Source organism: Pseudactinotalea sp. Z1739 (assembly GCF_049725055.1).
GTDB lineage: Bacteria > Actinomycetota > Actinomycetes > Actinomycetales > Beutenbergiaceae > CALKWS01.
Map to the genome: position 1 here is coordinate 41,151 of NZ_JBMPQA010000001.1, position 13,005 is coordinate 54,155.

The window sequence follows — 13,005 nt, forward strand, 5'->3', positions numbered from 1 at the left end:
CTGAGGGGCCGGATCGCCTCAACTGCGAGGCAGGTGCTCCTCGAGGAACGTGACGACGTCGTGCAGTTCCGCCGAGGAGACTCCGTGCCCGACGCCGGGGTAGGTGCGGGCGGACAGGGTGGTGTGCTCCCGGGCGAACGCTTCCAGCCGTTCCTGCGCCGCCGGCGGGATGATCGGGTCGGCCGGGTCGTGCCCGACGAACACCGGCGGGCGGATCTGGGCCATGGCCTCATCGCCGCCGTGCAGGCCCGGGACCGCGAACCCGGAGAGCAGCACCGCGCACTGGAACGACTCCGGCTCGTGGCGCAACAACTGCAGACTCATCGCCGCACCCTGACTGAATCCCAGCAGGCCTACCGGACCGGGACTGCGCACCTGGGCGTGCATCGCCTCCAGCCAGCGCAGCACGCCGCGCACCGCGGCGTCGGCCAGGGCCGGATCGGGATGTCCCACCCGCTCCGGATCAAGCGGCAACCAGGCGTAGGAGCCGGCCATCCCGGGCAGGGGCAGTGGCGCGCGCAGGCTGGCGATCAGATAGTCCGGGCCCACCGCCTCGAACAATCCGGCGAGGTCCCGCTCGTTCGAGCCGAATCCATGCAGCATCAGCAGCAACGGGCGGTCAGTGAGCGCCTCCAGCCGCTCCGCTTCGGGTACGGACCAGATGGTCGCCTGCTCATCGATGGACAGCAGCGTCGGTGTGGTGTTCACGAGGTGAGTGTCTCCCGGGGCGTGGGTCAGGATCGGGGCGGTGCGTCGTCGTCCGCCCGGGCCGGGTCCCCGTCGCCGGCGTCCTGCCCGTCGTCCCCCCGGTCGTCCTTCCCGGGGGCGTCCGGGCGGGCACCGACCAGCAACGGCGGGGCCGGGGCCTGGGTGATGCCGGCCGCCTCGTAGGACTGCTGCTCATCCAGGGTCTCGTGCTCCAGCAACGCCGTCACGATGCCGTCCAACTGCGGCCGGTACCGGCGCACGAGATCCCGTGCCTTCTCGTAGCACTCCAGGATCAACGCGCGCACCTCATCGTCCACGGCGGCCAGCAACTGGTCCGAGGCACCGCTCTGCCGGGGGTCACCCTCACGCGGGTACACCTGGATCGGGCCCACGGTGTCGGACATGCCCCAGCGGCCCACCATCTGCCGGGCGATCCTAGTCGCCGTTTGCAGGTCCGACTCCGCACCGGTGGTGATGACCCCGAAGACCTCCTGCTCGGCGGCCATCCCGCCCAGGGCTCCGATGATGCGGCCCTTAAGGTATTCCGCGTCGTAGCCGTACCGGTCCGACTCCGGGGTGGACAACGTCACGCCCAGCGCGCGCCCACGGGGGATGATGGAGATCTTGCGCACCGGGTCCGCGCCGGGGTGGACCATGCCGAGCACCGCGTGGCCGGCCTCGTGATAGGCGGTGCGGATGCGTTCCTCCTCGGGCATCACGACCGCTCGCTCACTGCCCAATTGGGTCTTCTCCAGGGCGATGGCGAAGTCCCGCGCGCTCAGGTGGGTATCACCCCGCTCGGCGGCCATGATCGCCGCCTCGTTGGCCAGGTGCGCCAGGTCCGCGCCGGTCATTCCCGGTGTGGTCTTGGCGACCTGTTCCAGATCTACGTCCGCACCCAGTGGTTTGCCGCGGGTGTGCACCTTCAGAATCTGCTCCCGGCCCACCTGGTCCGGTGGGGAGACGGCGATCTTGCGGTCGAAGCGTCCGGCACGGGTGAGCGCGGAGTCGAGCACGTCGGAGCGGTTGGTCGCCGCGAGCACCACCACTCCTTCGGCGCCGCTGAACCCGTCCATCTCGGTGAGGATCTGGTTCAGGGTCTGTTCCTGTTCGGTGTTCGACCCCATGGCCTGAGTACCGGAGCGGGACCGGCCGATGGTGTCGATCTCATCGATGAAGACGATCGCGGGGGCAACCTTGCGTGCCTGCTCGAACAGCTGGCGCACTCGCTGGGCGCCCACACCGACGATCATCTCGATGAACTCCGAGCCGCTGGCGGAGAAGAAGGGTACGTCGGCTTCGCCGGCGGTGGCCCGGGCGATGAGCGTCTTCCCCGTCCCCGGTGGGCCTTCCAGCAGGACGCCCTTGGGTAGCGTCGCGCCGAGTTTCGAGTACCGCTCCGGTTCGCGCAGAAAGGTGACCACCTGGTTGAGCTCGGCCTTCACCTCGTCGATGCCTGCGACGTCGTCGAACGTGGCGCGCACGTCGTCGGGTTCCACCGGCTTGACCTTCTTGCCGCTGCCGAGCATGCCGCCAGCGCCCCCACCCATCGCCCGGGCCTGGCGGCGGAACAACCACACCCAGAACAGCACGATGAGGGCCAGGGGGAGCAGGGAGATGAGCAGGTTGGAGAACACACCTCGCTCCTGCACCACGGGGGTCGCCTGCACGATCGCGTCCTGGGACTCCAACTCCGCCAGCAGATCGTCCTGGGCGAACACTGGGCGCTCGGTGGTGAACTGCTCGTAGTTCTCGTCCGTTTCCGGGTGGCTGGCGGGTTCGGAGAGCACCCCTTCGATACTCTGCCCGCGGGCGTAGATCGACTCGACGTTGCCTTCCTTGACCTGGCGGGTGAATTCCGAGTACGGCACGGTGACCACCTGGGAACTCATCACGTCCTGGGTGGTGGTTATACCGAACAGGACCAGCCAGCCCAGCCCGATCCATAGCAGGATCCGCCCCCACTTGGGTCGCGGGGGCTCGGAGTCGTCGGGTAAGCCCTCGGTGCGCCACGGTGGCACGTCGTCCTGGTCGCGCCTGTTCGGGTTGTCCGCGGCCCTGCGGGACCGTTGCTGGCCGTCGCCCGCCTCACTCATCGCGCTCTCCTTGTCGGTTGGGCCGCCATCAGTCTATGGGCGGGTTCGCCGGGCAACCCGGCGAAACGGGCCCGCGGCCAGCGGGAGCGAGTGCGTTCGTGTCAGCGGGGAGCCCCTGCGTCCGTGTCAGGTCGCGCTCAGGCTGCTCGGTGCTCGGGCCTGCTCGGCGTTCGAGGGCTGTGCTGAGGGTGAACCTCTTGGGCCGATGTGGGAGGGAAGTCGTAGTGTTGAACCATGCGACCAGTGACCGATCTGCAGCGGACGGTGGCACCGTTCGAGGTAATCTCGGAGTTCACCCCCAGCGGCGACCAGCCGACGGCGATCGCGGAGTTGACCCAGCGGCTGCAGGCCGGGGAGAAGGATGTGGTGCTCCTGGGTGCCACCGGTACCGGGAAATCGGCGACCACGGCCTGGCTGATCGAACAGGTGCAACGCCCCACGCTGGTGATGGCCCCGAACAAGACGCTCGCGGCGCAGTTGGCGAACGAGTTCCGTGACCTGCTGCCGAACAACGCGGTGGAGTACTTCGTCTCCTACTACGACTATTACCAGCCCGAGGCCTACGTACCGCAGTCGGACACCTATATCGAGAAGGACTCATCGATCAACGACGAGGTGGAACGCCTGCGGCACTCGGCCACCAACTCCCTGCTGACCCGCCGCGACGTGGTGGTGGTGGCTTCGGTCTCCTGCATCTACGGACTCGGCACTCCGCAGGAGTACGTGGACCGGATGGTGCCGCTGCAGGTGGGCCAGCAGATCGAGCGTGATGACCTGCTGCGCCAGTTCGTGCAGATGCAGTACACCCGCAACGACATGGCGTTCACCCGGGGCACGTTCCGGGTGCGCGGTGACACCATCGAGATCATCCCGGTGTATGAGGAACTGGCGCTGCGGATCGAGATGTTCGGGGATGAGATCGAGGCGCTCTACACGCTGCACCCGCTCACGGGGGAGGTGCTGCGCAATGAGACGCAGAGCTTCCTGTTCCCCGCTTCCCACTACGTGGCCGGGCCGGAGCGGATGGAGAAGGCGATCACATCCATCGAGGAGGAACTGACCGAGCACCTGCAGGTGCTGGAGTCGCAGAACAAACTGCTGGAGGCGCAGCGGCTGCGGATGCGCACCAGTTACGACATCGAGATGATGCGCCAGATCGGCAGCTGCTCCGGGATCGAGAACTACTCCAGGCACATCGACGGCCGGCCCGCCGGATCGGCACCGCACACATTGCTGGACTACTTCCCGGAGGACTTCTTGCTCGTCATCGACGAGTCGCATGTCACGGTGCCCCAGATCGGGGCGATGTTCGAGGGGGACATGTCCCGCAAGCGCACCCTGGTCGAGCACGGGTTCCGCCTGCCCAGCGCGATGGACAACCGGCCGCTGCGCTGGGAGGAGTTCCTGGACCGGATCGGCCAGACGGTCTACCTCTCGGCGACCCCGGGCCCGTATGAACTGTCCCAGTCCGACGGGGTGGTCGAGCAGATCATCCGGCCCACCGGCCTGGTGGACCCCGAGGTGGTGGTCAAGCCGACCCAGGGCCAGATCGATGACCTCCTCGCCGAGATCAACGCGCGCGCCGAGCGCGATGAGCGGGTGCTGGTCACCACCCTGACGAAGAAGATGGCCGAGGACCTGACCGACTACTTCCTGGAGAAACAGGTGCGGGTGCGGTACCTGCACTCGGAGGTGGACACCCTGCGCCGGGTGGAACTGCTCCGGGAACTGCGCTCGGGGGTGTTCGACGTGCTGGTCGGGATCAACCTGTTGCGTGAGGGCCTGGACCTGCCCGAGGTATCCCTGGTGTCCATCCTCGATGCGGACAAGGAGGGGTTCCTGCGCTCGGGCACCTCCTTGATCCAGACGATCGGACGGGCGGCCAGGAACGTGTCCGGCCAGGTGCACATGTACGCCGATGGGATCACCGACTCCATGCGTGCCGCGATCGAGGAGACAGCCCGGCGCAGGGAGAAGCAGGTCGCCTACAACACCACCCACGGTGTGGACCCGCAGCCACTGCGCAAGCGCATCGGGGACATCACTGACATGCTCGCGCGTGAGGACATCGACACCGCCGAGCTCCTGGCCGGTGGTTACCGGCAGCAGGGCAAGGGGCGCGGGCAGGCACCGACTCCGCGTAGCCAGACCACCGGACGGCAGGCTCTGGCCGGCGCGGCCGCCTCGGACCTGGCGGGGCTGATCCAGGAACTGTCCGATCAGATGCATACCGCGGCGGAGGAACTGCAGTTCGAACTGGCCGCACGGCTGCGCGATGAGATCGCCGATCTGAAGAAGGAGCTGCGACAGATGAGCGAGGCAACCGCCTGAGACGGCTCAGTCCCGGGAGGCGGGCGCCGGTGCGACGCTCTCGACCTTGTCGTGCTCACGGATGACGCTTTCCGAACCCCCGCGAGCACCTGTAATCAACCTGTGACCAAGGGATCCTTGACCGCACGCGGCTGTGAGAATATCTTTCACGTATGCGCACGGTTGCGTGAGAGGAATTTTCATGAGGTCAGAGTCGTCACTTTCCGCCGATGCACCCGTCCGGGTGGTCGAGCGGATCGAGGCGCTGCTACCGCAGATGTCGGAGACGATGGCCAAGATCGGCATACTCCTGCTGGCCCAGCCCACGGCGCCGTTGGAACTGTCGATCACCGACCTCGCTGACCGGGCGGGCACGTCGGCTGCCACGGTGACCCGGTTCTGCCGGCTTCTGGGGTATGGGGGATACGTGCAGTTCCGCGTGGCAGTCGCGGCTGATTCCGCTCGGACCTCCGACGAGGAACGCCGTGCCGACATCGGCCGCAGTCTGCGCCCGGACGACTCCGCCCAGGACGTGCTGCGCAACGTGCTGAACGCCCACGAACGCTCTCTGCGCGCCACCGCCGCGCTGCTTGATCTGGAACTCTGCGGTCAGGTGGCCGACCGGATCGCGGGCGCCCGTCACCTCGACATCTATGGGACCGGTGGCAGCGCGGCGATGGCATCGGAACTGCGCAACCGGCTCTATCGCATCGGGGTGAACGCCCACTCCTGGGGAGATGTGCACGCAGGTCTGGCCAGTGCCTCGATCCAGGATGAGCACACCGTGGCGATCGGGATCTCCAACTCCGGGCTGACCAGCGAGACGATCGAGATGCTAGGGCGGGCGAAGTCGTCCGCGGCCTACACCGTGGCCATCACCAACCGGCTCACCTCGCCTCTGGGCCAACTGGCTGATGCCTGCCTGATCGCCTCGGTGCCCGAGCGGTACCTGCACCCGGCGGACCTGTCGGCCAAGCACTCGCAATTGTTCGTCCTGGACCTGCTCTACCTGCTGGTGGCCCAGCGCAACTACGACGCCACCCTCGAGCGGATCGCCGCCTCGGCCGCCGCGGTGCTTGGTCACCGCAGGCCCGGCCGGACCGACCGCCTTGCCGAGCGACCGGACCGGCACGAACGTCCGGCCCAGGCGGTGCCGCAGTGAGCGATCAAGGCGGTCCATGCCCGGGACACCACACACGCATCCACCCCGACCCGGCTGCGGCAGAGCCCGCCGCAGCACGAAACCCCGAAGAAAGGTGTCAGTGATGACCAACGACGGCACGTCGATGAAGCGACGTAGCATTCTGATTGCCGCGATGGGCGCGCCCCTGGGCGTGACCCTCGCCTCCTGTGCCACTGGCGGCTCCGACGGTGACCCGACCGAGGACCCGACGGAGGACGGCAACGGCGAGGCGGAAGAAGTCGACACGGAGAACCCGTTCGGCGTGGACGAGACGTCATCGGTGGAGGCGGTGATCTTCGACGGCGGCTACGGCATCGACTACGTCGAGTTCGCCGCGGACATCATGGCGGAACGCTTCCCCGACATGAATTTCGACGTTTCCGGCACCGTCAACATCGCGCCGGAACTGCAGCCCCGGTTCGTCGGTGGTGACCCACCGGACCTGATCGACAACGCCGGTGCCCAGCAGATCGGGTTCACCACGATTCTCAACCAGCTCGAGGAACTCGACGACGTCATCGACGCTCCGAACCTGGAGGGTGAGACGATCCGGGACACCCTGTTCGACGGCGTTCTGGAGCCGGGCACCTTCGGTGGCCGGTTCGTCGCGATCAACTATGTGCTGACCGTCTACGGCCTCTGGTACTCCGGGTCGTTGTTCGAGGAGTACGGCTGGGAGCCGCCGACCACCTGGGATGAGGCCAAGGAACTCGGGGCGGCAGCCCAGGAGGAGGACCTGTACCTGTTCGTGTGGGGCCAGGAGGCTGCGACCTATTACCAGACGCTGGCCATCGACTCGGCGATCAAGGAGGCCGGCGACGAACTCCGACTGGCCCTGGAGAACCTGGAGCCGGATGCCTGGAGGCACGATGCGCTCCAGGAGGTCTTCCAGCACATGAAGGACATCGTGGACGCCGGCTACTTCCTGCCCGGTGGTTCCGGCACTCAGTTCACTGCTGCGCAGGCACAGTGGTCGCAGGAGCAGCAGGCCATTCTGTACCCCTCGGGCTCCTGGATCGAGAACGAAATGTCCGACCAGACCGCCGACGGCTTCGAGATGCGCGGATTCCCCGCGATGTCGTTGACCGACAGTCCGGCTCTGGGTGCAACCGCGCTCCACTCCACCGCTGGTGAGCCGTTCATCGTTCCCGCCGACGCCGCGAACCTCGCGGCCGGCAAGGAACTGCTGCGCACGATGCTCTCTCGTGAGGCGGCGGAGTACTTCGCTCGGGAGAAGCTGGCTCCGACCATCGTCGCCGGCACCGTACCCGAGGATGGTTTCGGATCCACCGCACTGGTCTCCCAGACGGAGATGCTGGAAGCGGCCTCCGGAGCGATCTACACCCACGACTTCGTCAGTCGTTATGGGATGAACCAGGAGATGCTGGTGCACTGGAACTCCTTCCTGGATGGCCAGACCAGCGTGGACGAACTCACTGAGGCGCTGCAGTCGCAGAGCGACCAGATCCGTGAGGACGACTCGATCGAGATCATTGAGGTGACGTGACTGCCACCAGCCAGGACCCAGGGCGTGCCCTGGCCGTCACGGCTGGGCCGACGCCGGGGGGTGTCAAGCCCCCCCGGCGTCGTCGGCGCCACCCGCTGACTCTGGATTACATCAGCTTCTTCGTGATGTTCCTCGGCCTGCCCCTGGGCCTGTTCCTCGTCTTCGTGATCTGGCCGTTCGCGCAAGCGGCCTACTACTCGGTAACCAACTGGACCGGCTTCACCGCCGAGTTCGACGTGATCGGTATGTCCAACTACGTCCGGTTGTTCAACGATGATCTGTTCCGTACCGCCGTGTGGAACAGCACCCGCCTGGCCCTGGTCGTGCCGTTCGTCACGATCACGATTGCGCTGATCTTCGCCAGTCTGATCACCGTGGGTGGTGCCGGCAGGGGCAATGTGCGTGGCCTGGCCGGATCGGACTTCTACCGGGTGGTGTCCTTCTTCCCGTACGCGATCCCGGCGATCGTGATCGCGCTGATGTGGCGGTTGATCTTCGACCCGAATATCGGTCTGATCAACGGGATCCTAACCGCCTTCGGATTGGACCAGTTCGAGTCCTATCCCTGGTTGGGGCGGGTGGCCACCGCGATGCCGGTGACGATGTTCGTGATCATCTGGGGCATGGTCGGGTTCTACATGCTGTTGTTCATCGCGGCGATCAAGGGGGTGCCGGCCGAAACGTTCGAGGCCGCCCGCCTGGATGGGGCCGGTCGGTTCCGGACCATCCGTTCGATCATCTTGCCGTTGATCCGCAACAACGTGCAGACGGCCTGGATCTACCTGGGCATCATCGCCCTGGACGGCTTCGTCTACGTCCAAGCCCTCAACCCCAGTGGCGGTCCGGCCAACGACACCCTGGTGATGTCGCAGTACCTGTTCCGCACGGCCTTCACCGATGGACGCTTCGGGATCGCCAGCGCGATGGGCGTGGTGCTGGCCCTGGTGACATTGCTCTTCGCGGCGATCGTCTTCAGCGTCAACCGTCTCCTCGGCGGGCGCGATGAGAAGGGAACATCCTGATGAGCCTGCAAACGGAAGCCAGGCCCCCGGCGGCGGGGGCGGTGAGGGTGCGCCACCGTCGCGAGGACGGCGGGGACCGGGTGGTGATGGGCAGCGCCCACGTCGTGCTGGCGATCTGGGCCATTGTCGTGATCCTCCCGATGCTGTGGACCTTGATGTCCTCGTTCAAGACGAACACGGCCATCTTTTCTTCCCCGTTCGCATTGCCGACGGGGGTGAACCTGGACAACTACGTCACGGCGTGGACCCAGCACGGGATCGGCGGGTACTTCGTCAACACCGTCCTGGTGGTGGGCGGAGCACTGTTCCTCGTGATGCTGCTGGGGGCGATGTGTTCCTACATCCTGGCCAGGTATGAGTTTCCCGGGCGCAGGGGCATCTACTACATGATGCTGGCAGGGCTGACCTTCCCGGTCTTCCTGGCCATCGTGCCGTTGTTCTTCGTCATGGAGAACCTGGGCATCCGCAACACGCTTCCCGGGCTGATCGTTGTGTACGTGGCCTTCGCACTTCCGTTCACGGTGTTCTTCCTGTACGCGTTCTTCCGCAGTCTGCCGGTGGAGATGAGCGAAGCAGCGCAGGTCGACGGCGCCGGGCATTGGCGGACCTTCTTCTCGGTCATGCTGCCGATGGCGGTACCGGGGATGGCCTCGGTGGCGATCTTCAACTTCCTCGGGCTCTGGAACCAGTACCTGCTCCCGGTGGCGCTGAACACCAACCGGGACAACTGGGTGCTGTCCCAGGGCATCGCCTCCTTCGTCAGTTCGGCCGGCTACCGCACCGACTACGGCGCCATGTTCGCCGCCGTGGTCATCACGGTCATCCCGGTGCTGGTCATCTACGTCATCTTCCAGCGTCGCCTCCAGGGGTCGGTCGCCCAGGGAACCATGAAATAGTCCGCCCACCCTGTTCTCCCGCGGCCCGCGGGAGGACGGGCCCACCCCCACGCAGCGGCGAGTCTGCCTCGCCGGCGATCCCGAGGAGTCGGCTGGTTGCGCACCAGCGTTGTGCCGAACATGACAAGTCACCACGCCCCCACCCCACCTGATCGAACGATCGACGCACTGGCCACCGAACAGGTCGATCCCCGCCACCAGGGACTCGACCTGGCTCCCACCCTCGAGGTGATGGCGGCGATGAACGAGGCGGAGCGGCAGGTCCCGGCGGCGGTGGCCGCGGTGCTGCCGGCGATCGCGGCGGTGGTCGACGCCGTCGCGGATTGCCTGCGGGCCGGTGGCCGCCTGTTCTATATCGGGGCCGGGACGTCCGGGCGGCTCGGAGTGCTGGACGCGGCCGAGTGCCCACCCACCTTCCACACCGATCCCTCCCTGGTCCAGGGCATCATCGCCGGTGGCCGCACCGCCATGTTCGATGCCGTCGAGGGGGCCGAGGACTCCCCGGACCAAGGCGCCCAGGACGTTACCGCCGCCTCGGTGCGAGCCGGTGATGCGGTGGTGGGGATCGCAGCCAGCGGGCGCACGCCCTATGTGCTGGGTGCGCTCCGTGCTGCCCGCGAGGCCGGAGCGCTGACAGTAGGACTGGCCTGTAACACCGGATCGGAACTCGGCCTCGTGGTCGATCACGCACTCGAGGTAGCCGTGGGACCGGAGGTGCTGGCCGGCTCCACCAGGTTGAAAGCGGGATCGGCCACCAAACAGGTGCTGAACATGATCTCCACCGGGGTGATGATCCGGCTCGGCAAGACCTACCGCAACCTCATGGTGGACGTATCGGTGACGAACGCGAAGTTGCGGGACAGGGCCGAGCGGCTGGTGATGGCGGTCACCGGTGTGGATAGGGCACAGGCGAGCCGCGCGTTGGATGAATCGGATCTGCGCGTTCCGGTGGCGGCGCTGATGATCCGGCACGGACTGGACCGGACCGGCGCCGAGCAGGCGCTGGACCAGGCCGGGGGCGTGCTGCGGGTGGCGTTGGAACAGGGCTGATCAGGCCCGATCCACCCATGCCTGGGCCAACTCCACCACGGCTCGGCGCAACCCCATCACCGTGAACGCCGAGCGGTAGGGGTGCACCCGGTTCGTCAGCAGGACCACCGACAGTTCCCGGGCCGGATCGATGACCAGCGAGGTGCCGGTGAATCCGGTGTGCCCGAGAAGCCCGTCGGCGTCGACGCCCATGAATGAGGCGTCGCCCACCCGTAGACCGACGGCCTGGCCGAACCCGGCGGCGACGCGCCCGCGGGCATCGAGCAGATCGGTGCTGAGGAGGTTGCGCACGGCGTCATCGATCGGACCGGTCGCGGTACGGATCGCCTCGGCGAAGGTCAGGACATCGGCAGCGGTGGCGAAGACCCCGGCGTTCCCGGCGCCGCCCAGCACCCACGCGGCCTCGTCGTGCACCTGGCCGCGCACCAGCCCCCGGGCCGGGTCGTGCTGGTACTCGGTGGGCACCACCCGGTCGGGTTCGGCGGGGTGGTAGCCGGTATCGGCCATGCCCAGGGGGTCGGTGACCTCCCGCGCCAGCAACTCCGGCAGCGGGCGCCCCGTGGCCTGCTCGAGCAGGAGGCCGAGTACCTGGTAGCCCACGCACGAGTAGGTGTGCACGCGGCCGGCCCGGTGCCGCAGGCGCTGGGCGAGCACCACCGCGACCCGCTCGCCCCGGTGCGCCGGAGTGTCCCAGTGCTCGAACATCGCGGGCAGGCCGGAGGTGTGGAGGAGCAGGTGGCGCACCAGCACGTCCTCGCGCCCGTCGCCGGTGAACGCCGGCAGGTGCCGCACTACCGGATCCTCCAAGCCGATGACGCCGGAGCGCACCTGGGTCAGCGCGGTCACCGCGACGAGCACCTTGGTCAGCGAGGCGAGGTCGAAGACATCGCCGGGACCCAGCGGGCGTGGGTCGGCGAGCAGGCCGCCGTCGGGCGTGAAGAGTTCAGCGGCACCGGCGTGCGCCGTCGCCACGACATGACCCCGGTGAGCGATCACCGCGTGCGCAGCGGGTGTACCCCTTCGTGGTTCCGCACCCGGCTCGCCGTGGCGACCCGGTGGCGTGACCGGGACGCGCGCGGCCAGCGTCGCCGAGTCCAGAGCCCGTTGCAGGGTCGCCTCCAGGCCGTCCATCACGTCTGCCGGTACTTGGCAACCGTGTCGTAGGTGTCCCGGAGCGCCGCAACCGAGTCATCCAGCCGGCGCTGGGCCACACCCACGAAGACGCAGTCCACCAGCACGAGTTGCGCGGTCCGGGAGGCCATCGGACCGGCCCGGAACTGGGATTCGCGCACGCTGGTGAACAGGGTGAGGTCGGAGGTTGTGGCGACCGGAGACCCGGCCACGTTGGTGATCCCGACCGTGGTGGCCCCCCGGCTCTTGGCTGCGGCGAGAAAGCCGATCACCTCCGTGGTCGTGCCACGGTGGGAGAGGCCGATCGCCACGTCGCCGGGCCGCATCAACGCAGTGGACAGGACCGCCTCGTGGCCGTCGACGAAGTGGGACGAGTGGCGCCCGATCCGGAAGAGCTTGCGGTGCAGGTCTGCCGCCGACCAGCCGGACGCGCTGACGCCGTAGACGGAGATGCGGTCCGCTCGGTCGATGGCCGAGACCACCTGTTCCAGGACCCCGAGGTCCAGTTTCGCGATGGTCTCCTCGATGCCCAGGCTCTCGGTGAAACCGATGGTGGCGATCATCGACCCCAGGGACGTGTCGTCGGCCTCCGCGCCCCCGGTCAGGTCGGCCCCGTGGAAGGAGGTGTCCAGGCGGCGTGCATCCTCGCGGCCCATCTCGGTGGCCAGGGCCAGGCGCAACTGCACATAGCCGTGCAGCCCGAGGGTCCGACAGAACCGCACGATCGTGGTCTCCGACGTCGACGAGCGGCGCGCGAGTTCGGAGATCGTGCCTTCCAGGACCACGTGGGGGTCGGTCAGGATGACATCGGCCACTCGCTGCATCGAAGGGGCCAGGAAGCCGCGTTTGGCCTGGATCTGGGACTGGATGCTCACGTGAGGCCTCCGGGTGGTGGGTTCGAGGTAGCGAGCCGCGGGATGTACGAAGGTTACCTTCGGTCGGCTCGCTTCGGAGCTCGTTGACCAACCGCGTCGGTCCCGCTGTGATGGAGGTGACAGGGGCTTGCGGGTGTCGAACTGCGCGGGCACCTGTTAGCGTGAGCCCGTTGGAGGGGAGTATCCCGACCATGGCGGCGTCGTCATCACGATGAGCGTAGGTGCCC

10 protein-coding genes are annotated in these 13,005 nt (G+C 67.4%); 6 read left to right on the forward strand and 4 right to left on the reverse strand.

Features of this window, described 5'->3' with window-relative positions; translation table 11 throughout:
• Window positions 1–18 precede the first annotated feature (18 nt).
• A complete protein-coding gene (locus ACO0LV_RS00180) occupies window positions 19–708 on the reverse strand; it encodes an alpha/beta hydrolase (protein ID WP_424785838.1) in 690 nt (229 codons plus the stop codon).
• A gap of 26 nt (window positions 709–734) precedes the next feature.
• Window positions 735–2,804, reverse strand: coding sequence for an ATP-dependent zinc metalloprotease FtsH (gene ftsH, locus ACO0LV_RS00185; protein WP_424785839.1), 2,070 nt, complete (start codon window positions 2,802–2,804; stop codon window positions 735–737).
• Between the two features lie 234 nt (window positions 2,805–3,038).
• Here ftsH and uvrB point away from each other — a divergent pair, with 234 nt between their 5' ends.
• The 6 genes from uvrB (at window position 3,039) to murQ (ending at window position 10,772) form a co-directional block, all read left to right on the forward strand.
• Entirely contained in the window at window positions 3,039–5,135 is a 2,097-nt protein-coding gene (uvrB, locus tag ACO0LV_RS00190; protein WP_424785840.1) for an excinuclease ABC subunit UvrB, read from the forward strand.
• Between the two features lie 181 nt (window positions 5,136–5,316).
• Window positions 5,317–6,276: a MurR/RpiR family transcriptional regulator gene (locus tag ACO0LV_RS00195; RefSeq protein WP_424785841.1), complete on the forward strand. Its 960-nt coding sequence runs from the start codon at window positions 5,317–5,319 to the stop codon at window positions 6,274–6,276.
• 103 nt (window positions 6,277–6,379) lie between these two features.
• Window positions 6,380–7,804 (forward strand): N-acetylglucosamine/diacetylchitobiose ABC transporter substrate-binding protein, encoded by a 1,425-nt coding sequence (gene ngcE, locus ACO0LV_RS00200; RefSeq protein ID WP_424785842.1) that lies wholly within the window; start codon window positions 6,380–6,382, stop codon window positions 7,802–7,804.
• A complete protein-coding gene (locus tag ACO0LV_RS00205) occupies window positions 7,801–8,826 on the forward strand; it encodes a carbohydrate ABC transporter permease (protein WP_424785843.1) in 1,026 nt (341 codons plus the stop codon). Before ngcE ends, ACO0LV_RS00205 begins: the two co-directional genes overlap by 4 nt.
• Window positions 8,826–9,722 (forward strand): carbohydrate ABC transporter permease, encoded by an 897-nt coding sequence (locus ACO0LV_RS00210; protein WP_424785844.1) that lies wholly within the window; start codon window positions 8,826–8,828, stop codon window positions 9,720–9,722. Before ACO0LV_RS00205 ends, ACO0LV_RS00210 begins: the two co-directional genes overlap by 1 nt.
• A gap of 120 nt (window positions 9,723–9,842) precedes the next feature.
• Window positions 9,843–10,772, forward strand: coding sequence for an N-acetylmuramic acid 6-phosphate etherase (gene murQ, locus ACO0LV_RS00215; RefSeq protein ID WP_424785845.1), 930 nt, complete (start codon window positions 9,843–9,845; stop codon window positions 10,770–10,772).
• On the opposite strand, the gene ACO0LV_RS00220 is transcribed toward murQ, so the two are convergent.
• Together ACO0LV_RS00220 and ACO0LV_RS00225 are read right to left on the reverse strand one after the other, a co-directional pair.
• On the reverse strand, window positions 10,773–11,903 hold the full coding sequence (locus ACO0LV_RS00220; protein WP_424785846.1) for a serine hydrolase domain-containing protein: 1,131 nt from the start codon (window positions 11,901–11,903) through the stop codon (window positions 10,773–10,775).
• Entirely contained in the window at window positions 11,903–12,778 is an 876-nt protein-coding gene (locus ACO0LV_RS00225; protein WP_424785847.1) for a MurR/RpiR family transcriptional regulator, read from the reverse strand. The genes ACO0LV_RS00220 and ACO0LV_RS00225 overlap by 1 nt, the downstream gene beginning before the upstream one ends.
• Window positions 12,779–13,005: the final 227 nt, after the last annotated feature.